Annotated in this window: 22 protein-coding genes; 18 read left to right on the top strand and 4 right to left on the bottom strand. The window is 41.8% G+C overall.

Going from position 1 to position 19,626, the window contains the following annotated elements; all coding sequences use genetic code 11:
* The first annotated feature begins 165 nt into the window (after positions 1-165).
* From H571_RS0111215 to H571_RS0111185, 6 genes are all read left to right on the top strand, one after another.
* Complete coding sequence (locus tag H571_RS0111215) at positions 166-369, top strand: cold-shock protein (RefSeq protein WP_027849391.1); 204 nt, start codon at positions 166-168, stop codon at positions 367-369.
* A 101-nt stretch (positions 370-470) separates the two neighbouring features.
* On the top strand, positions 471-1,682 hold the full coding sequence (locus H571_RS0111210; protein ID WP_027849390.1) for a BaiN/RdsA family NAD(P)/FAD-dependent oxidoreductase: 1,212 nt from the start codon (positions 471-473) through the stop codon (positions 1,680-1,682).
* Positions 1,683-1,873: 191 nt separating this feature from the next.
* Positions 1,874-3,058 (top strand): phospholipase D family protein, encoded by a 1,185-nt coding sequence (locus tag H571_RS0111200; RefSeq protein ID WP_027849389.1) that lies wholly within the window; start codon positions 1,874-1,876, stop codon positions 3,056-3,058.
* Between the two features lie 57 nt (positions 3,059-3,115).
* Positions 3,116-3,280, top strand: a complete 165-nt coding sequence (locus H571_RS15960; RefSeq protein WP_169445776.1) for a hypothetical protein — start codon at positions 3,116-3,118, stop codon at positions 3,278-3,280.
* Positions 3,281-3,571: 291 nt separating this feature from the next.
* Positions 3,572-3,718, top strand: coding sequence for a hemin uptake protein HemP (hemP, locus tag H571_RS15860; RefSeq protein ID WP_084482802.1), 147 nt, complete (start codon positions 3,572-3,574; stop codon positions 3,716-3,718).
* Between the two features lie 106 nt (positions 3,719-3,824).
* The gene (locus H571_RS0111185; protein ID WP_027849387.1) at positions 3,825-4,439 is read left to right on the top strand and encodes a hypothetical protein; all 615 of its coding nucleotides are present in this window, start codon (positions 3,825-3,827) and stop codon (positions 4,437-4,439) included.
* A 179-nt stretch (positions 4,440-4,618) separates the two neighbouring features.
* Here H571_RS0111185 and bfr (H571_RS0111175) read toward each other — a convergent pair whose 3' ends face one another.
* The 4 genes from bfr (H571_RS0111175) to H571_RS0111160 form a co-directional block, all read right to left on the bottom strand.
* A complete protein-coding gene (gene bfr / locus H571_RS0111175; protein WP_027849386.1) occupies positions 4,619-5,086 on the bottom strand; it encodes a bacterioferritin in 468 nt (155 codons plus the stop codon).
* A 3-nt stretch (positions 5,087-5,089) separates the two neighbouring features.
* A complete protein-coding gene (gene bfr, locus H571_RS0111170; protein WP_027849385.1) occupies positions 5,090-5,572 on the bottom strand; it encodes a bacterioferritin in 483 nt (160 codons plus the stop codon).
* Positions 5,573-5,684: 112 nt separating this feature from the next.
* On the bottom strand, positions 5,685-5,882 hold the full coding sequence (locus H571_RS0111165) for a bacterioferritin-associated ferredoxin (RefSeq protein WP_027849384.1): 198 nt from the start codon (positions 5,880-5,882) through the stop codon (positions 5,685-5,687).
* Positions 5,883-6,070: 188 nt separating this feature from the next.
* Entirely contained in the window at positions 6,071-7,810 is a 1,740-nt protein-coding gene (locus H571_RS0111160; RefSeq protein WP_027849383.1) for a DEAD/DEAH box helicase, read from the bottom strand.
* A gap of 277 nt (positions 7,811-8,087) precedes the next feature.
* Between H571_RS0111160 and H571_RS0111155 the strand changes: the two genes are divergently transcribed.
* The 12 genes from H571_RS0111155 to H571_RS0111100 all read left to right on the top strand — a co-directional run bounded on the left by H571_RS0111155 (position 8,088) and on the right by H571_RS0111100 (position 19,611).
* A complete protein-coding gene (locus tag H571_RS0111155; protein WP_027849382.1) occupies positions 8,088-9,308 on the top strand; it encodes a GDP-mannose 4,6-dehydratase in 1,221 nt (406 codons plus the stop codon).
* Positions 9,305-10,183, top strand: a complete 879-nt coding sequence (gene rfbA / locus H571_RS0111150) for a glucose-1-phosphate thymidylyltransferase RfbA (protein ID WP_027849381.1) — start codon at positions 9,305-9,307, stop codon at positions 10,181-10,183. The genes H571_RS0111155 and rfbA overlap by 4 nt, the downstream gene beginning before the upstream one ends.
* Positions 10,184-10,259: 76 nt before the next feature.
* Complete coding sequence (locus H571_RS0111145; RefSeq protein WP_211219790.1) at positions 10,260-10,490, top strand: type II toxin-antitoxin system HicA family toxin; 231 nt, start codon at positions 10,260-10,262, stop codon at positions 10,488-10,490.
* Entirely contained in the window at positions 10,487-10,822 is a 336-nt protein-coding gene (locus H571_RS0111140; RefSeq protein ID WP_027849379.1) for a type II toxin-antitoxin system HicB family antitoxin, read from the top strand. The genes H571_RS0111145 and H571_RS0111140 overlap by 4 nt, the downstream gene beginning before the upstream one ends.
* A gap of 60 nt (positions 10,823-10,882) precedes the next feature.
* A complete protein-coding gene (locus tag H571_RS0111135) occupies positions 10,883-11,596 on the top strand; it encodes a Fic family protein (RefSeq protein ID WP_027849378.1) in 714 nt (237 codons plus the stop codon).
* A gap of 144 nt (positions 11,597-11,740) precedes the next feature.
* On the top strand, positions 11,741-12,712 hold the full coding sequence (locus H571_RS16150; RefSeq protein WP_036218335.1) for an RpnC/YadD family protein: 972 nt from the start codon (positions 11,741-11,743) through the stop codon (positions 12,710-12,712).
* Between the two features lie 280 nt (positions 12,713-12,992).
* Positions 12,993-14,198, top strand: coding sequence for a flagellin lysine-N-methylase (gene fliB, locus H571_RS0111125; protein ID WP_027849376.1), 1,206 nt, complete (start codon positions 12,993-12,995; stop codon positions 14,196-14,198).
* Positions 14,199-14,328: 130 nt separating this feature from the next.
* Positions 14,329-15,405 (top strand): DegT/DnrJ/EryC1/StrS family aminotransferase, encoded by a 1,077-nt coding sequence (locus tag H571_RS0111120; RefSeq protein ID WP_027849375.1) that lies wholly within the window; start codon positions 14,329-14,331, stop codon positions 15,403-15,405.
* An 11-nt stretch (positions 15,406-15,416) separates the two neighbouring features.
* Entirely contained in the window at positions 15,417-15,992 is a 576-nt protein-coding gene (locus H571_RS0111115) for an acyltransferase (protein WP_027849374.1), read from the top strand.
* 63 nt (positions 15,993-16,055) lie between these two features.
* Complete coding sequence (locus H571_RS0111110; protein WP_027849373.1) at positions 16,056-17,231, top strand: glycosyltransferase family protein; 1,176 nt, start codon at positions 16,056-16,058, stop codon at positions 17,229-17,231.
* Between the two features lie 40 nt (positions 17,232-17,271).
* On the top strand, positions 17,272-18,462 hold the full coding sequence (locus H571_RS0111105; RefSeq protein WP_027849372.1) for a UDP-N-acetylglucosamine 4,6-dehydratase: 1,191 nt from the start codon (positions 17,272-17,274) through the stop codon (positions 18,460-18,462).
* Positions 18,463-18,468: 6 nt separating this feature from the next.
* Complete coding sequence (locus H571_RS0111100; RefSeq protein WP_027849371.1) at positions 18,469-19,611, top strand: LegC family aminotransferase; 1,143 nt, start codon at positions 18,469-18,471, stop codon at positions 19,609-19,611.
* Positions 19,612-19,626: the final 15 nt, after the last annotated feature.

Raw genomic sequence — 19,626 nt, 5'->3', positions numbered from 1 at the left:
AAGGTAGCAAGAAAGAAGTGTCGTAACGCAGTTGTAATCGAAATATCGGTAACAGTAGGTTCGTCATTCGTACTATCTTGATTCCCGCAACACCGAGTCAAACCCTAGACGAATTTTCGATAGATTGACTCAAAAATACTAAACAGAAATATAGGAATTTTTGATATGGCAACTGGTACCGTTAAATGGTTCAACGACACTAAAGGTTTCGGCTTCATCACTCCAGACGATGGCGGCGACGATCTTTTTGCACACTTCTCTGAAATTCAAGCATCAGGCTTCAAGTCTTTGCAAGAAAATCAGAAAGTATCTTTCGAAGTGACTACTGGCCCTAAAGGCAAGCAAGCTGCGAAAATTGAAGCTATCTAATCAACCCTAGGTTGTTAAGAAGCTAAAAAGACCCACCGAAAGGTGGGTTTTTTCGTTGTATATTAAAGATTAATAAATACCAATAAGAGACACTTAAGCACATGAGCAAAACAGCAGATGTAGTTATTATTGGCGCTGGCGCTGCTGGCTTAATGTGTGCAGCTACGGCAGGTTACCAAGGCAAAAGTGTTTTACTGCTAGACCATAGCGACAAACCTGCCAAAAAGGTTTTAATGTCCGGCGGTGGGCGCTGTAATTTCACCAATCTAAATACTACACCCGCTAACTTCTTGTCGGCTAATCCCCATTTTTGTATCTCCGCACTTAAACGTTATACCCCTCATGATTTTTTAGAACTGGTTGAACGCCACGGCATAGATTATGTAGAAAAAGCCCCAGGGCAGCTTTTTTGTGCCAACTCCAGTAAAGACATTCAACAGCTATTATTAACCGAAGCCGACTGGGCAGGCGTTAAACCGCAAATGAAAACCAGTGTGCAAAAAGTAAACACCACTGCTGATAGCGTTCAACTAACCACCAGCCTAGGTAAAATAGATGCAGGCGCTCTAGTGGTTGCTACGGGTGGTTTATCCATTCCAACCCTAGGTGCCACTGGCTGGGGTTACGACCTAGCTAAAGAATTTGGCTTAGAAGTCTTTCCTACTCGAGCTGGTTTAGTGCCCTTCACCCTCCACCCAGAACTTAAAGCCCAACTTGCGCCCCTTTCAGGGTTAAGTTGTGATGTTAGCGTTAGTTGCAACGGACAAACCTTTACCGAGCCAATGTTAATTACCCATCGAGGGCTCTCAGGTCCTGCCATGCTACAAATTTCTAGCTACTGGCAAGCAGGCGATGAACTCAGCCTTAACTGGCTACCCCACTATGCATTACAAAAAAATAGCCTAGTAGAAGCCCTGCTACAGCTACGCCAAAACCACCCACGCGCTCATTTCAGCAGCTGGTTAGCCGAACAACTACCCAAGCGCCTAGCTAGTGTGTTAATTAGCCTATTTGAAACACAAGGCATAAAACTTCCCGAGCGCAATGCCGATGCCAGCAATAATCAGTTGGAAGCACTGGCTTACGCCTTAGAAAACTGGACATTTAAACCAGCAGGTACAGAAGGCTACCGAACTGCGGAAGTAACACTCGGCGGTATTAACACCCAGCAAATCTCCTCACAAAGCTTTGCCGTAAAAGGTTTAGAACAAATCCGCTTTATAGGCGAAGTGTTAGATGTTACCGGCCAGCTCGGTGGTTATAACTTCCAATGGGCCTGGGCATCAGCCGTGGCCTGTGCCAGAAGCTTGTAGCTTAGGGGGTAATATAAAAGTGCAAGAAATAACAGATAAAGCCATTAAGGAAGCTAAGAAAATTAAAAAGGCGTTAAATGCAATCAAAAAGTTTAATGAGTTGCACTTGAGAGTTGAATCCAGGTAATTCTTTTTTATCGCTAATCTAGGAAATAATTTAATATAAAAAACCACATTAAAGGAAAATAATGATGAAGCTAGTTACAGGTGGGAATACGCTCAATAAGAAAATCGAACAGCTTGCAGAAATACATGAAAACATATCTTTTGCAGTTGCTTGGGCTAGCGCGGGTACAGATGCATTTAATGCACTATCAGATGGTCGTAAAAAAATAAAAAAAGCTGTTATTGGTACACATTTCTATCAAACACATCCTGATGTTCTTGCTGCTTTTAAAGGCTTTAAAAACTGCCACTTCATCTTACAGCCTCAAGGCGTTTTTCATCCCAAAGTTTTTCTTTTTTGGTCTAATTGTTCATGGGATTTATTAATTGGAAGTGCCAATTTAACAAAAGGTGCTTTCACTAAAAATACTGAACTAATGCTTCACGCTTCATCAAACGATACAGATGAAGATCTTCGACTACAAACTGAAGAAATTATTTCTGAGTACTGGGAACAAGGTGAAGTTGTAGCTACTACCGAAGTCTCCAAATACCGTGATCTATGGAAAGCGCAGCAAGCAGCACTTAAGCGTGTTTCAGGTACTTACAATATAAGTAGTACTGGTAAGTCACCCATTCACACTAAGATTATGGTTATGTCATGGCAAGACTTTCTTGAAGGAGTTAAGGCTGACCCCTTTCATGGCTTTCAAAAACGATGCGATATTCTTAGCTTAGTTAGAAGCTATTTCTCAGAGCACAAATCATTCAGCGAAATGGAACTTGGTGTCCGTAAAACTATAGCGGGATTACCAAATAATTTAAATGTAGATGACTGGGGATGGTTCGGTAGCATGAGCGGAGCTGGCTACTACCACCAAGCAGTAAATGAAAACAACCCTCATATTTCTGCCGCTTTAGATCATATTCCATTACAGGGTCTTGTTTCTCGTGATGAATATAATGCTTATATTGAAGAGTTCACCAAAGCATTTCCTAATGGAAGAGACGGTATTGGTACTGCTAGCCGTTTATTAGCTTTAAAAAGGCCTGATCAATTTGTTTGTCTTGATTCAAAAAACAAAGTGCAGTTATGCAAAGATTTTGGTATTACACAATCAGGGCTAAACTATGATATCTACTGGGATGATGTTATATGCAGAATAATGGACTCAGTTTGGTGGAACTCACCTAAACCAAAAAACAAAGAAGCTTCACAAGTCTGGATGGGGCGTGCTGCAATGCTAGATGCAATTTTCTATCAGCCATAACCACCTAACTAATATAATCTAGGCAATAACAGATTTTAAGTACTGGAGATAAATACAGTGAACGATACCAAACGCAAAAAAATCACCTCAACATCCTTGTCCGACTTTTTTCGCTTTGCTTCAATTCATGAAAAAAACCAGTTTTATGCCAAAGTAGTTCAAGAAGCTATTAAAGATCAAAAAGAGATGATTGCTAAAGCACAAAATACCGCTAACGCTTAAAGCACCGTTTACTGAATAACCTTTTGTTTTTTTACTACCTCTATAAAATACTAGCAACTTGCAAGAATCTCTTACAGGCTCGAAACTTAAAAGCGACTCATTTTAAAGTGAGTCGCTTTTTTTTAGCACCTCAATTTTTGAGGTGCATTGGTGGCTGACTGAGTGAGCACTAAGCAAGGCCACAAGTATTAGAAAGGCTCTAGAAAAAAACTTACTTGACAATCATTATCATTTGCAACTAGACTTAAACTTCAACTTAACAACCATTAAAAAGTAGAAGCCTAGCCGGTTATGAGCAAAACCAATAACACCCCCGACACCCCCTGCATAACCAGTGAAACCCTCTTTGGTGAAAAGCGACAGGTTTTTATTCAACACGAAGGGGAAACCTACACCCTACGCATTACTAACCGAGGGAAACTCATTTTAACCAAGTAACTAATGACCAAGTAATAATCGCTCAACAATTAAGCGCACAGCAAGCCAAGCAATAACCTAAGCCAGCCAGCGCATTTTTCCTACAGGAACTTCCAAGGAGTTAAAAATGAATGCTTTGGCTAATATGCAAGAAAAAGAAATCTTTCTTAGGTCTTTTTTTGAAAATAGTTTTTTCGAAAACACCCTTTTTGGCACATCCCTTTTTGATCAAAAAGCAGAACATAAGGTAGCTAAAAACCTTAAAAAGCTAGAAGAGGAATGGCTAGCCATTACCCACGTTAAGCAAATACCCATTTTGCTTAACCAACACCAAACCACCTATTTTGCAGCCCTTTGTTCGCTTAGCCCAAGGCTTGCACGCTCTGTTTCTTTAAACAGCTTCAACCAACTGATTAGCAAAGCAAAAGCATTAAACTTACCACTTAGCTTCACCCTATTTAGTAATGGTAGCAAGCACACCACGCATCAAGCCGTTATTTCCAGCCACTTTAAAAAGAACTGCCTACACCTAGATTGGCAAGAAGGCCATGCCGAACTAGAGCCAAGCCAGTTTGAATACGCCTTTATAAGCCGCATACCTTGTAATGATGGCTGCGGATGGATTAACTCACTAGAAATTTTTGGATCAGAAGGCGAGCTGGTTGTACAAATTCAAGGCTCATGCGAAGACCAGCAAGCAGAAAACTTAAAGTTACGTGAAGTTTTTAGCTCGTTAACCTAGCCAGTACAACTTAAAGGAGACCAGCATGCTAGACAAACTTTGGTTTCAACTCACCAGCCTAGCTATTTCACTTAGTTTATTAGCACCACTCCTACTACATTTTAATTAGCAATAAAAAACCCTAGTTGCTTAGCTTTCACTAAACAACTAGGGTTTAAACCCAACAACTAGAAAGCAGTTTACATCATAGCTTGCTGATAATTCTGCACACCTATGCGCTCAATTAAACCTAACTGCTTTTCTAACCAGTAGGCATGATCCATTTCTGTATCATCTAGCATAATGCGTAGAATTTCACGGGTTTGATAATCTTGCTCTTCCTCACACACCGCCATAATTTCTTTCAGCAAAGCAGTTACTGAATACTCTAGCTGTAAATCATTGCTAAGCATTGCTTTAACGTCTTTACCTACGTTAATAGGCTCACGCGTTACCATGTCTGGTGTGCCTTCTAAAAATAAAATACGCTGAATTAACATGCTCGCGTGTTGTTTTTCATCATCAAATTCATGCGCAATGCGCTCATGCAACTTACCCAAACCCCAATCTTCGTACATGGCAGAGTGAATAAAATACTGATCCATAGCCGTTAGCTCGCCAGCTAAAAGTTTGTTTAAGCCTGCAATAACACGTTGATTACCTTGCATAATTTATTCTCCATTACCAGTATGAATGGTGGTCTGCAAATACTTTTCAATACCAATTTCTTTAATTAAATGCTGCTGAGTGCCTATCCAATCTAAATGCTCTTCTTCGTATTCAAGAATCGCTTCTAGCAACTGACGGCTAATGTAATCTTGCTCTGTTTCACACAAAGCAATGGCTTCACGTAAAAGCTTTAATTGCGTTTGCTGTAGCTCGGCATCACACACCAACATTTCTGCCGTGTTCTCGCCTATACGTAAACGCTCTAGGTGTTGTAGGTTAGGAAGGCCTTCTAAGAAAAGAATGTGCTCGATTAATGCATCGGCCTGTTTCATGTCTTTAATGGATTTTTTATAAGCTTTATGGTTCAGCAGCTCAAAACCCCAATTACGACACATACGCGCATGAAGGAAATACTGATTGATGGAAGTCAGTTCAAGGGTTAAAACCTTATTTAACTGACTTAAGACTTGGCTGTTACCTTGCATAAGAAAAGCACCCTGAAGATAGTTGCAGTTGCTTGGGAGCTGGCTTGCCCAGAAGAAGGCTGGCTTGCAAATTCAGGCTTAATAGTAAACTGCTTTAAGGTATTAGGCAAAATTAAGCAACTACGGCAGCATCATAATAGGTACACTCAGCCAGCTCACTGGTTAAAACTTGGCGTGCAAAACCTACACATTTACCACACTGGCTACCTAGCTCTAGTTCACGGTACAAGTCCCTTACACTAGATGCGCCTTCAGCAACCGAAACTTTAATTTGTTTTTCAGTAATGCCTTTGCAAATACACACAAACATAGCCGCAGCCCTTTAATTAAGTTCAATCAAGTATTGAATGCTAACACTTCTCAACAAGATTAACTTAGGGCTAGCAAGAATGCAAGTGCGAACCATTGCTATTTGCAGGCAATAAAAAACCGCCAGTGCATAACACACTAGCGGTTAATAAATTACAGCCTGTATTTAGACTGTAATAGCTTTAGCTCTTAAGCAGAAGCAGGGGCACGACGACGTAAAGGACGGCGACCACCTTCATCATTACCTGACTTAGCAGAAGAACCCGAAGGTGCATTGCTGCTAGTTAAGTTCATGGGCACACCACAAACACGCACACGCGCTAAAGCTTGGAAAACTGCTTTAGTCATGCTTTCAGGTAAATCTACCGTGCTAAAGTCTTGCTGAATATCAATACGGCCAATATTACGGCTAGAAATATTCGCTTCGTTTGCTATAGCACCAACAATGTTGGCTGGCTTAACACCGTGCGTACGACCAATTGGCATACGGTAGCGCTTCATGCCTGCTTCTAGTTCGCGTGAACGACCACGACCACCGCCTTCACGGCGCGGGCGATCACCACCAAAGTCAGAACGCTCGCCACGTCCACCTTCACGCGGTGCACGAACTTTCACATCTTCAACCCATAAAGGTGTATTACCTTGAAACATTTTAGCCAAGGCAGCCGCAATACGAAGTGGATCTGCTTCAGTTTCAGCCTGAAGTTCTTGTAACAGTTTTTCGTACTGTTCAATATCACGCGCTTGTAAAGAGTGAATAACCTGCTCTTTAAACTTCTCACTACGCTTGGCGTTAATCACTTCAGCCTTAGGCAATTCCATTGGCTCAATACGCTGGCCAGTGCTGCGCTCTAGGTTGAATAACAAACGCTTTTCGCGGTGACCAACAAACAAAATAGCCTGACCACTACGACCAGCGCGACCAGTACGACCAATACGGTGTACATAAGACTCACTATCATGGGGTGGGTCATAGTTAATAACGTGGCTAATACGCTCTACGTCTAAGCCGCGAGCAGCAACGTCTGTAGCAACTAGAATATCTAGGCCGCCTTTTTTCAAGCGATCAACCGCTTGTTCACGCTGATTTTGCGCCATATCGCCGTGCAAAGCACAAGCACGCAAACCACGCTTATTTAAAAAGTCTGCTAAATCAGCACTGGTTGCTTTAGTACGGGTGAAAATAATTACGCCATCGGTTTCTTCAGCTTCAAGAATACGAACCAAAGCCTCAGGCTTAGGCAAACCAGCAACCATCCAAACACGCTGGCTTACAGTATCTGCAGTACGCGCTTTAGCAGCAATGCGTACTTCTTTAGGATTTTTCAAGTGGCGCTGGGCAATGCGACGAATCACATCAGGCATAGTGGCAGAAAATAAAACCACTTGGCGCTCAGCAGGAGTCTGTTCAAGAATCCACTCAACGTCATCTATAAAGCCCATACGAAGCATTTCATCTGCTTCATCTAAAACCAAAGTTTGTAGTGCAGAAATATCAAGGCTACCACGGCGCATGTGATCCATAACACGGCCTGGCGTACCTACAACTACCTGAGCGCCAGAACGTAGTGCACGAATTTGATCACGGTATTCAGCACCGCCATACAAATTAGCAACCTTAACGCCCTTCATGTTGGCGCCATATTTTTCAACAGATTCAGCGACCTGCATCGCCAATTCACGCGTAGGTGCTAAAACCAAAACCTGAGGCAATTTGGCAGATAAATTTAAACGAGCTAGAAGCGGTAGAGCAAAAGCAGCGGTTTTACCGGTACCCGTTTGCGCCTGACCGATCATGTCATGCCCATCTAGCAACAAAGGAATAGTCTGTGCTTGGATAGGTGAAGGAGTAGGATATTCAACTGCAGAAAGAAGAAAATCAGGAAGACCCAGCTCACTAAAAGCTGGTAAAGTCACGTCATTAGACATTAATAATACCTGTGGTACTTAAGAAACGCAGGGGCGGGCGTGGGCCCGATACACAACAGAAGGGGCAACGTCAGCCAATGCAGGGAACACGCACACAGCGTGTCGAAATTTGAGTGCGGAGTATAGCAGCTAGATTCAAACAGCGCTAGAATAAAATTATTTTAAAGAAATGACTTAGCAGAAGTACCCATTTACCCATTCCGCTTTTACTTTTGCTCTTATCCGTGTTTAATCTGTGTCATCCGTGGCTTGCTTTTAAATTACTCTAGAGAACTCCATGAAAATTCTTGTTACCGGCGGCGCTGGTTTTATTGGCTCTGCGGTTATTCGTCATATTATAAACAACACCCAAGATAGTGTTGTGAACCTAGATAAGCTCACCTATGCAGGCAATTTAGAAAACCTACTAGAAGTTAGCGACAACCCCCGCTACGCTTTCGAACAGGTCGATATCTGCAACCGAGAAGAATTAGACCGCGTTTTAAAACAACACCAACCCAATGCGGTAATGCACCTAGCCGCTGAAAGTCATGTAGACCGTTCTATTGATGGCCCTGCAGAATTTATACAAACCAATATAGTCGGTACTTACACCCTATTAGAAGCCACCCGCAGCTATTGGAACAACCTATCAGAAAAATGCAAACAAGCTTTTCGTTTCCACCACATTTCAACCGATGAAGTTTATGGTGACTTACCTCACCCTGATGATGATATTGACACTGTAGGTCGGGCTTCAGCCCGACAAGCTAGCCTAAAGACCGACCTACAAAATGAAAAGCTACCGCTATTCACTGAACAAACCGCTTACGAACCCAGCAGCCCTTACTCTGCCAGTAAAGCCAGTTCAGACCACCTAGTAAGAGCTTGGTTACGTACCTACGGCTTCCCTACACTAATAACCAACTGCTCCAACAACTACGGCCCTTACCACTTCCCAGAAAAACTTATTCCACTAGTCATACTTAACGCCCTAGAAGGCAAAGCGCTACCCATCTACGGTAAAGGCGACCAAATTCGTGATTGGCTTTATGTAGACGACCACGCCCAAGCCCTTTATTTAGTGGCTACCCAAGGTAAAATTGGCGAAACCTATAATATTGGCGGCCACAACGAAAAACAAAATATCGAAGTTGTTGAAACCATCTGCGAAATCCTCGACGAACTCCGTCCGTTAAACAATGATGCCCCATCTGTAGGTCGGGCAAACATAGAAGATGTAGGTCGGGCTTCAGCCAGACAAGACAGCCTAAAAGCCGACCTACAAGATTTACAAAGTTATAAATCCCTAATCACTTATGTCACCGACCGCCCAGGCCATGACCGTCGCTACGCCATAGATGCCAGAAAAATAGAAAAAGAACTCGGTTGGAAGCCCAAAGAAACCTTTGAAACCGGCCTACGCAAAACCGTGCAATGGTATTTAAATAACCAACAATGGTGCAAAAACGTGCAAGATGGCAGTTACCAGCGTGAACGCTTAGGAGTAGCAAAATGAGCCACAAGACCAAAGGCATTATCCTAGCAGGCGGCACCGGTACTCGCTTACACCCCATCACTAAAGGTGTTTCCAAACAACTGCTACCCATCTACGACAAGCCGATGATTTACTACCCACTATCGGTACTGATGCTGGCTGGTATTCGTGAAGTGTTAATAATCTCAACCCCTGAAGACCTACCCAACTTTGAAAAACTACTCGGTGATGGCAGCGACTTTGGTATTCAACTTTGCTACGCCGAACAACCCAGCCCCGACGGCCTAGCTCAAGCCTTTATTATTGGTGAAGAATTTATTGGCAACAGCAATGTTTGCCTAGTACTTGGCGATAACATCTTCTACGGCCAAGGCTTTACACCCAAACTAAAAGCAGCCATTCAACGCCCCACTGGAGCCACCGTTTTTGGTTACCAAGTAAAAGACCCCGAACGCTTTGGTGTAGTCGAGTTCGACAAGCAAATGAACGCCATTTCAATAGAAGAAAAGCCCGCAAAACCTAAATCTAACTTTGCTGTAACCGGCCTCTACTTCTACGACAACCAAGTGATAGAAATTGCCAAACAAGTAAAACCTTCTCACCGCGGCGAACTAGAAATCACCAGCATCAACGAAGCCTACTTAGAGCAAGGCCAACTGCAGGTAGAACAACTAGGTAGAGGCTTTGCCTGGCTAGATACCGGTACCCATGAAAGCCTGCTAGAAGCCAGCCAGTTTGTAGAAACCATAGAAAAACGCCAAGGCTACAAAATAGCCTGCCTAGAAGAAATCGCCTACCACAACCGATGGTTAAGCAAAGAACAGCTAAAAGAACAAGGCCAACAATTAAGCAAAAACAGCTACGGGCAATACTTGTTAGATTTAATAAAAGAATAACCAACTAACAACGCATGATTGCACAAGCAGAAAAGCTTGCTATCATTTGTAGATGAACACTAAACAGAAAAAAACCTTGTTAGCTATCTTTAAAAACCCAATAAATGGAAACCTTGTTTGGTCAGATATCGAAAGTTTATTAAGAAGTTTAGGGTGTAGAGTAATCGAAGGTTCAGGTTCATCTGTTACCTTTGAACTAGAAGGCAAACGAGCCTATTTTCATAGACCTCACCCACAAAAAGAATCCTTAAAATACCGAGTTAAAGCAGTTAAAGAGTTTCTAATTTCAATAGGAGTTAAGCCTTGAACAACCAAATGATATACAAAGGCTTTACCGCCAGCATGGAGTTTGATGCTGATGACAAAATTATTGTAGGTAAAGTATTAAATATCACTGACACTATCGTTTTTCACGCCGTATCAATAGAAGAGTTTGAACACAACTTTCACCAATCTATAGAAGACTACTTAGAAGCCTGTGCTCAGCTAAATCAAAAACCTGAAAACCCAGCAAGTGGCCGCTTAATGCTAAGAATCGCGCCAAAACTACACGCTGCCGTTGCCAAGTCAGCAAAAGAAAGTGGCTTGAGTATGAATAAGTGGGTAGAAAATGTACTAGGTGAAAAACTAGGAGCCTAATACGTACCTCAGTAACCAGCCGAATATCAGTAATTTCATCACACTTTCAAGAAGATAGCCATGACAGCAGCAACAGAAACCCAGTGGCAAATGAAGCCGAATATACCTTTAGCACTACAGCTTGCTAAAAGGGATATTCCCGCCTTGGTTTATGATGCCGTTAACCTTGAAGGTGTAGCTATGACTTTGCCAGAAGTTCAGACACTACTTGATGGAATTACGGTGGGTGGACACAGGCTTAGTGATCAAAATATGGCACTGAACCAAGGCAAAGCTTGGGAGTTTATTTTCAGCCTAGTAGAACAAGGTAAGTTTCAATTCAATAAAGAAACTGCATTAAAAATTCATGCTATTGCAGGACAAGAAGAAGCTTTAGAGTGGGGCAAGTTTCGTTCAGGCTATGTTTCTATCGCTGGCTCCGAATACGAGCCACCAGCACCTGACGAACTAGATATCAGATGGATTGAGGTGGAGCGGCAAGTTGAAAGCACCAAAGATATCTATGACCAAGCCATTACAGCCTTCTTGCAAATGGCACGCTCCCAGTTTTTTTGGGATGTTAACAAGCGTACAGGCCGTTTTATGATGAATGGTATTTTGCTAGCAGCGGGCTATCCTATTGTTAATGTTCAAGCCAAACGTCAACAAGAATTCAACACCCTAATGCTCGACTTCTATTTATCAAACAATATGGCCGCAATGAATAGTTTTTTACGCAGTTGCCTAAACGTCAAAATTATTAAAAACTTCCAACTAGACCTAAAGTTTATTTAGCAAAACCCGTCAGCTTAAAGACTGACCTACAAAACTACCTCCGTGCTTATCCATGCAAACCGTGGCTTAGCTTTTCTTCTTCCTAGCGAAAACCCCACCCAGCTGCTAAGTTTAACTAACACAAAACACTGGGAGGGAGCCTTAATGAACGACAACAACCCAAGCCAACAGCAAGCCACTAGAACCGACCAAGATAGCCCTTGGAAAGTAGCTTTACAAAAATATTTTAAAGAATTTCTACAGCTATTATTTACCGACATTCACGACAAAATAGACTGGACTAAAGAGCACAGCTTTTTAGATAAAGAACTCCAACAAATTACCGCCGATGCCCAAGTAGGCCGCCGTTATGCCGACCAACTCATCAAGGTTTATGCCAAAGACGGCAGTGAAGAATGGGTGCTAATTCACATTGAAGTGCAAGGCAGCACCGAAAAAGCATTTGCCGAACGAATGCACACTTATTGGTCACGCATTAAAGACCGCCACAAAATGAAAGTTTTAAGCCTAGCCGTGTTAGCCGATACCAACCGCAATTACTGGCCAGATACCTTTAACTTCCAACACTGGGGGCTTAAACTAGTATTTTCTTACCCAGTAGCCAAGCTAATTGACTGGGAAGCCAACTGGCAAGCCCTAGAAACCAGTGATAATATTTTTTCCCATGTGGTTATGGCACAAATTAAAGCCAAACGTGTCAAAGACAGTGAGCTATTATTAAGCAGTAAAGTAGGTCTAATCCGCAGCCTTTTTGAACGTGGTTATAGCAAAGAACAAGTTGTAGAATTATTTAACATCTTAGATTGGATGATAAAACTGCCAGCACCACTCGAGTTAGAGTTTAAAACCTTGGTGGATCAAATCCAAGAGGAGAAGAAAATGCCTTATATTAATACATTCGACCGTTTAGCAATCCAACATGGCCGACAAGAAGGACTTCAAGAAGGACTTCAAGAAGGTCGTCAAGAAGGCCGTCAAGAAGCAGAAGAACGTGCTTTACAAGAAAAACTCGCTTCTGCTCGCCAACTGTTATCACTCGGTGTACTTAACGATGAGCAAATAGCTGAAGTGCTAAACCTACCCCTAGAAAAAATAAGCCAACTACGCAGTGATTAATAAGCAATAAAGCAGCCAATAAGGCTGCTTTATCACCAACGCCATCTGTGTTTATCCGTGCAATCCGTGGCTAATAAAGCACAGGTCATCCCTTCAGGCCGACAAGTTGGGCTAAAGCCGCAACCTTAGAAACTGCTTCCATGCTTATCTGTGCAATCCGTGGCTTCAAACGTAGAATGCTCCCGCAGGTCGCCCCTTCGTGCAATCCATAGCTAAGCTTTTGCCCTTAACCCGCCTTAACTGCTAGAATTCAGCAACTCTCTACTTTAAGGAAGAACCCATGCAACACGATGCCCTTGCCCCACGCTACGTAAGAAACTTTAGCTGCACAGGAAGCAAGTGCCCAGACAACTGTTGCCACACTTGGCAAGTCGCAATAGATGCAGAAACCTACCGCGGCTACCGCACCAACCCAGCAGTTATACCCTTAGTAGAAGACAAAATAGCTGAAAATCGCGACCTAACCACAAAAGACACAATACCTGGCTACTTCAAGATGGACCCAAAAACCAACCGCTGTAGCCTGCAAGATACCAGCGGTCTTTGCCAACTGGTTAAAAACTTTGGTCCCAATGCCCTTTGCCAAACCTGCACCACCTACCCACGCAGCATTCAGCAACTAGGCGAAGACCTACTAATTACCCTAAGCGATTCCTGCCCAGTAGCCGCCAAATCACTCATTACCCAGCCCGATGCCCTAGAACTAGACTTTGCACCCGTAGCCATTCCACCCAACCCCTACGCATCCGGTGTAGATGTACCCAATGCTTTTAATGCCCGCTACCAATTGCTGCAAGGCTTAATAACCCTACTTCGCCACCGCGAACAAAGCCTAGAAATGCGTTTATTTATATGTGGGCTATTAATCCAAAAAGTACAGCCACTCATAGAAGCAAACCAAGAAGACAAACTAGAAGAAACCCTAGGGCTTTTTTACAGCTTGGTAGAAGAAGGTTATTTTGAAGAACAAGCCATAGAACTCAACAAAAAAAGCGATGGCAGCCTAGGTCTAGTTATACTCAACACCCTAAGACGCGAACACCAACAGCAACACACAGCCTTTAACGAAGAGCTAACTCGTGCATTAAAAGGCCTAAACATTACTGCCAAAATACCCCTAGGTACAGAACACCTAAACCAGCTAGACAAAGCCCGTAAAAAGTACCTAACCAACCTAGAAAAGAAACAACCCCACGCACTAGAAAACCTAGTCGTTAACTGGTTACTAGGCAGCCTCTTCCCCATGAAGAGTGAAAACCTGATGGATGGCTGGACCAACCTAATGGCACGTTACCTACTACTAAGAACCCTACTCAGTGCCATAGGTGCAGAACAGAAAAAACTAGACACCCAAGACCTAATAAGAATTAGCTACCGTTTTGGGCGAGGTGTAAGCCACTCAAAAATACTTAACACCCTAATAGTCGAACTTATAGGCCGCAACCTAAACAACACCGCAGCCTTTAGCCTAGCGCTAAACCCCTAGTTACTAACCAAACTAATACAAAGCCTCTTAATATTCTTAACCTGAAGCCGATACAATTTAGGCCTAATTTTATACAAGTCCTCAGGAAAGCACTTAAATCCTGGGGCGGTAGCGTGCCTAGGAATAAACCATGATCCCCGTAACCAAGCCTTACCTACCCAGCAAGGCTAAATACCAAGCCTATGTGGATAGAATTTATGAAAGCGGTTGGCTAACCAATAACGGTAGCTTGGTGCGAAAGCTAGAAGAGCGCCTAACTCAATACTTAGGCGTTAAAAACTTAATACTCGTTGCCAATGGCTCCCTAGCCTTACAAGTTGCCTACAAAGCCCTAAACCTTACGGGTGAAGTCATCACCACCCCCTTTAGCTTTGTTGCCACCACTAATACTTTATTATGGGAAGGTCTAACCCCTATATTTGCCGATATTAACCCACGCACCTTTAATATCGACCCCCAGCAAATAGAAGCACAAATCACTCCTAACACCAGCGCCCTCCTACCCGTTCACGTGTTTGGTAACCCCTGCGAAGTTGAAGCCATTCAAGCCATTGCCGATAAACACCAACTTAAAGTTATCTACGATGCCGCCCACGCCTTTGGCTCTGAATACAAAAACCAAAGCGTCTTAAACTATGGCGATATCAGCACCCTAAGCTTTCATGCCACCAAGTTATTCCACACTATAGAAGGTGGTGCAATCATCACCAAGGATGACGAACTAGCCAAAAAAATACGCCTACTGATTAATTTTGGCATTACAGGGCCAAGCAGTATTGAAGGTTTAGGCACCAACGCCAAGATGAATGAATTTGAAGCAGCCATGGGCTTATGTGTACTCGATGAAATAAAAACCATAAAAGAACGTAGAGCAGCCATTTGGCAAACCTACCAGCAGCAACTACCCAGCTATTTAAGCTACCAAGAATGGAACCCCCACGGCAACAACAACCACGCCTACGCACCCGTATTATTTGAAACAGAAGAACAGCTATTAAAAGCCCAAGCTAAATTGAATGAAAACAATATCCAACCAAGGCGATACTTCCACCCCAGTTTAGATACTTTGGAATACTTAAATAGCCAGCAACAGTGTAAAAACTCAAGATATATAGCAGGAAGAATACTTTGTTTGCCGATTTATCCAGACTTAAAAAACAATCAACATAAAAAGATAATTAAAACAAACAATTATTTTAAAAGCTAATAGGTAAAGTTATGGCATATTTAACGGCTGATGAAATAAAATCGATGGGGTTTAAGCAGCTAGGAGAAAACATTCTTCTTTCTAATAAAGCTTCTTATTATAATTGTAAAAATATTTCTATAGGCAACAATGTAAGAGTTGATGATTTTTGTGTTTTGTCTGCAGGTGAAGGTGGTATAGAAATTGGTAATTTTGTACATATTGCAGTTTATACACTTATTATAGGTTCAGGAAAAATAACTTTTAATGATTTTAGTGGAGCGTCTTCTCGTGTATCTATTTATTCAAGCAACGATGATTACTCAGGAAGCTCATTAACAAACCCAATGATCCCTAAAGAGTTTGCTGATGTAAATCATTCAGATGTCTTTATTGGTAGACATGTAATTATAGGAAGCGGATCAGTAATACTGCCAGGAGTAAATCTACATGAAGGCGTTGCTATCGGAGCTTTGAGCTTAGTTATAGAAAACTGTGAAGAATTCTCAATCTATGCTGGCAATCCCGCCAAGAAAATTAAAAACAGAAAACGAGATCTACTTGAAATGGAAGGTAAGTTTTTGAGCTCACTAAAACAACATAAGTGATCTTATATTTACAACAAAAAAACCACCTCTAACAATATTAAAATTACTTACAAGGAAATATTCATGAGAATAATCTTATTTAAGGGTCAATCACAATATGATGTTTTAAGACACTGTGTTGATGAGATAAGTATAGGCTTTAAAGAGCTAGGTATGGAACCTATAGTCTTAGATGGATTATCAAGTGATTTCTTTAATGACCTTGATGCAGAAATAAAAAAAGGCGTTAATTTTTTCTTCTGCTTTAATGCAATAATGTCTGACTTGAAAATTGGTAGCGATAGTATTTATGATTTACTGGGTGTACCGTATATTACAGCTTTTGGTGACCATCCTCATTTACACATAGATAGGCTATCCAATAAAATAAATAGATATATACCCTTACTAAATGGTCAGTCACATTTAGATTTCACTAAAAATATTTTTTCTAAAGATCAATTCTATTTAAAGTCAACTTTTGCTGCAGCCAGTATAAAAACACAAAAAACAGATAACTTAAACGATTTTAAAAAAAGAAGCAATAAGATTCTTTTTGCTGGCAGCTTTCGTAAACCATCAAAAAAAACATGGGAGGATTTAAATAATAAATTCTTAAAAGAGTTTATAAGCGATGTTAAAGATAACAGGAAACGACTAGAAACTATTGAAGAAACAATTACAAAAACAATGAATAGCAAAAATTTAGAATTAAATGAAAAGCTATATAGAATTGTTTTTAGCATAACAGTCCAGCAAATTGACTTTTACGAAAAAAATATATCACGATTAAAGATGATAGAGGCGCTTACTGATAATGGATACCAGGTTGACTTATATGGTAAAAGTGAGTGGGACAATGAAATATCGAAAAATAAAAACATTACTAGATACAACCCCATAGAAGTCAATGAATTAAACAAGCTATACTTTAAATACAAATTAGTTGCTAATGATAACAATAACTTTATTGATGGTGCACACGAAAGACTATTTAATGCTTTAGGGAGTGGTGCACAGTGCCTTTCAGCCGAGTCAACTTATTACAATGAAATTTTCCAAAAAGAAAAATCAAAACCAATATTTTATGACCGTGATAATATAGCAGCTTCATTAAAAAATATTAAGTACTTCTTCGATAATATAGATAACTCCTACAACAACACTATAAAACTACAAAAACTTATTCAAAAAGAACATACTTGGCAAAATAGAGCTGAGGAAATACTATCAATATATCATGCCTCAACACTAGGTTAATAATAAAATATAATAAAACAATCAAAATCTAGGAAAATAAATGTCACCGGTATTAAATTTAATTGGTAGAAGCAATAAATTATTTTTATCTGATATAACAAACAACACCAAAGCTCTTTACAAAACCGTCTCCACCTCTCGCTTTCTAGTCTTGGGCGGCGCTGGCTCTATCGGTCAAGCCGTGGTTAAAGAGATCTTTAAGCGTAATCCTTTAAAGCTGCATGTGGTGGATATCAGTGAAAACAACTTGGTTGAGTTGGTGCGTGATATCCGCAGTAGCTTTGGTTATATTAAGGGTGACTTTCAAACCTTTGCTTTAGATATTGGCTCGCTTGAGTACGATGCTTTTTTTAAGGCCGATGGTCAGTATGACTATGTGCTTAACCTTTCTGCGCTTAAGCATGTGCGTAGTGAAAAAGACCCTTACACCCTAATGCGTATGATTGATGTGAATGTTTTTAACACTGATAAAACGTTGCAACAATGCATTGCTGCCGGTGTAAAAAAGTACTTTTGCGTGTCTACCGACAAGGCCGCTAACCCTGTCAATATGATGGGTGCTAGTAAGCGCATTATGGAAATGTTCTTAATGCGCCGCAGCCTTGAGATAGAAATTTCTACTGCACGCTTTGCTAATGTGGCTTTTTCAGATGGCTCTTTACTGCATGGCTTTAACCAGCGCCTTGAAAAACGCCAGCCTATCGTGGCACCCAATGATATCAAGCGTTATTTTGTCACCCCGCAAGAATCGGGCGAACTGTGTTTAATGTCCTGCATCTTTGGTAAAAACCGCGATATTTTCTTCCCTAAACTTAGCGAAAACCTACACCTAATTACCTTTGCCGATATAGCTGTGAAATACCTTCAACAAAAAGGCTATGAACCGATTTTATGCGCTAGCGAAGATGAAGCCCGAGAGCTAGCTAAAACACTACCCGATGAAGGTAAGTGGCCTTGCTTATTTACCAGCAGCGACACCACTGGTGAAAAAGATTTTGAAGAGTTTTTCACAGATGCAGAAACACTGGATATGCAACGCTTTGAAAACTTGGGTGTGATTAAAAACCAACCCGAATTTGACCCAGAACTGTTAGCCACTTTTGAAACCAGCATTGCCGCTATGAAAAATAACCTTGCTTGGGATAAAGAAAGCATAGTGAAGCTATTTTTCAAAATGCTGCCCGATTTTGGTCATAAAGAAACCGGCAAATACCTAGATGGAAAAATGTGAGGCAAGATGCAAACGCAATTAATTAAGCTGGTTCGTGACATCTACTCAACCCATGAGTTTATTCCGCTGCACGCCCCAACCTTTGCTGGTAACGAGCAGGCTTATTTAGCCGAAACCATCACCAGTACTTTTGTTTCCAGCGTGGGTAAATTTGTTGATGAGTTCGAGCAAAAAATTGAAAGTTTTACTAAAACCACCCGTGCCGTGGCTACCGTTAATGGTACCGCTGCGCTGCATGCTGCCTTACACCTAGCTGATATTAAAGCAAGCGATTTAGTGCTCACCCAAGCACTTACTTTTGTAGCCACCTGCAACGCCCTGCACCACCTGGGCGCACAGCCGGTATTTATAGATATTGAACCTAATGCTTTTGGCCTTTGCCCAAAAGCGGCTTCTAACTGGCTTGCCGAAAATGCCGAGCTGGATGACCAAGGCCAGTGCCGCCATAAAGCCAGCGGTGCGGCGATTAAAGCCTTGTTACCCATGCACACCTTTGGTCATCCAGTGCAGTTAGATGAACTGTTAACTCTTTGCCAAGCATGGAATTTATCCCTAATTGAAGATGCCGCCGAAAGCTTAGGTTCTTACTACAAAGGCCAGCACACTGGCACTTTAGGGCGTTTTGGTGTGTTAAGTTTTAATGGCAACAAAGTGATTACCACAGGTGGTGGCGGTATGTTGCTTTGCCGTGAAGCAGAAGAGGGTGTTAGAGCTAAGCATGTCACCACCACCGCCAAAGTGCCCCATGCTTACGAGTTTTTTCATGACGAACCTGGTTTTAACTACCGTATGCCCAACCTGAATGCCGCCTTAGGTTGTGCACAAATGGAACAGCTAGAAGCCCTGCTTGCCAATAAGCGCAAAATTGCAGAGCGCTACGAAAGCTTATTTGCCACAACCGACTACCGTTTTGTAAAAGAACCTGACTACGCCCAATCCAACTACTGGCTTAATGCGGTACTCTGCCCAGACTTAGACACACGCAACGCCCTACTAAAAGAAACCAACGCCCAAGGCATAATGACCCGCCCCGTATGGCAACTCATGCACCGCCTACCCATGTTTGCCAATGCCCTAAGAGGCGATTTAACCCAGTCAGAAATAGCCGAAGCAAGGCTAGTGAATTTGCCCAGCTCGCCAGCGCTATAATTAGGTTCTAATCTT

This window comes from Marinospirillum minutulum DSM 6287, from assembly GCF_000422325.1.
GTDB lineage: Bacteria > Pseudomonadota > Gammaproteobacteria > Pseudomonadales > Halomonadaceae > Marinospirillum > Marinospirillum minutulum.
The sequence above is the reverse complement of the archived record's forward strand: the minus strand, read 5'-3'. Positions and strand labels throughout refer to the sequence as shown.

What these genes read in the sequence shown, in the direction of transcription:
- H571_RS0111215 (WP_027849391.1), top strand. Translation starts at nt 166, where the DNA reads ATGGCAACTGGTACCGTTAAATGGTTCAACGACACTAAAGGTTTCGGC.
- H571_RS0111210 (WP_027849390.1), top strand. Translation starts at nt 471, where the DNA reads ATGAGCAAAACAGCAGATGTAGTTATTATTGGCGCTGGCGCTGCTGGC.
- H571_RS0111200 (WP_027849389.1), top strand. Translation starts at nt 1,874, where the DNA reads ATGAAGCTAGTTACAGGTGGGAATACGCTCAATAAGAAAATCGAACAG.
- hemP (WP_084482802.1), top strand. Translation starts at nt 3,572, where the DNA reads ATGAGCAAAACCAATAACACCCCCGACACCCCCTGCATAACCAGTGAA.
- H571_RS0111185 (WP_027849387.1), top strand. Translation starts at nt 3,825, where the DNA reads ATGAATGCTTTGGCTAATATGCAAGAAAAAGAAATCTTTCTTAGGTCT.
- bfr (WP_027849386.1), bottom strand. Translation starts at nt 5,086, where the DNA reads ATGCAAGGTAATCAACGTGTTATTGCAGGCTTAAACAAACTTTTAGCT.
- bfr (WP_027849385.1), bottom strand. Translation starts at nt 5,572, where the DNA reads ATGCAAGGTAACAGCCAAGTCTTAAGTCAGTTAAATAAGGTTTTAACC.
- H571_RS0111165 (WP_027849384.1), bottom strand. Translation starts at nt 5,882, where the DNA reads ATGTTTGTGTGTATTTGCAAAGGCATTACTGAAAAACAAATTAAAGTT.
- H571_RS0111160 (WP_027849383.1), bottom strand. Translation starts at nt 7,810, where the DNA reads ATGTCTAATGACGTGACTTTACCAGCTTTTAGTGAGCTGGGTCTTCCT.
- H571_RS0111155 (WP_027849382.1), top strand. Translation starts at nt 8,088, where the DNA reads ATGAAAATTCTTGTTACCGGCGGCGCTGGTTTTATTGGCTCTGCGGTT.
- rfbA (WP_027849381.1), top strand. Translation starts at nt 9,305, where the DNA reads ATGAGCCACAAGACCAAAGGCATTATCCTAGCAGGCGGCACCGGTACT.
- H571_RS0111135 (WP_027849378.1), top strand. Translation starts at nt 10,883, where the DNA reads ATGACAGCAGCAACAGAAACCCAGTGGCAAATGAAGCCGAATATACCT.
- H571_RS16150 (WP_036218335.1), top strand. Translation starts at nt 11,741, where the DNA reads ATGAACGACAACAACCCAAGCCAACAGCAAGCCACTAGAACCGACCAA.
- fliB (WP_027849376.1), top strand. Translation starts at nt 12,993, where the DNA reads ATGCAACACGATGCCCTTGCCCCACGCTACGTAAGAAACTTTAGCTGC.
- H571_RS0111120 (WP_027849375.1), top strand. Translation starts at nt 14,329, where the DNA reads ATGATCCCCGTAACCAAGCCTTACCTACCCAGCAAGGCTAAATACCAA.
- H571_RS0111115 (WP_027849374.1), top strand. Translation starts at nt 15,417, where the DNA reads ATGGCATATTTAACGGCTGATGAAATAAAATCGATGGGGTTTAAGCAG.
- H571_RS0111110 (WP_027849373.1), top strand. Translation starts at nt 16,056, where the DNA reads ATGAGAATAATCTTATTTAAGGGTCAATCACAATATGATGTTTTAAGA.
- H571_RS0111105 (WP_027849372.1), top strand. Translation starts at nt 17,272, where the DNA reads ATGTCACCGGTATTAAATTTAATTGGTAGAAGCAATAAATTATTTTTA.
- H571_RS0111100 (WP_027849371.1), top strand. Translation starts at nt 18,469, where the DNA reads ATGCAAACGCAATTAATTAAGCTGGTTCGTGACATCTACTCAACCCAT.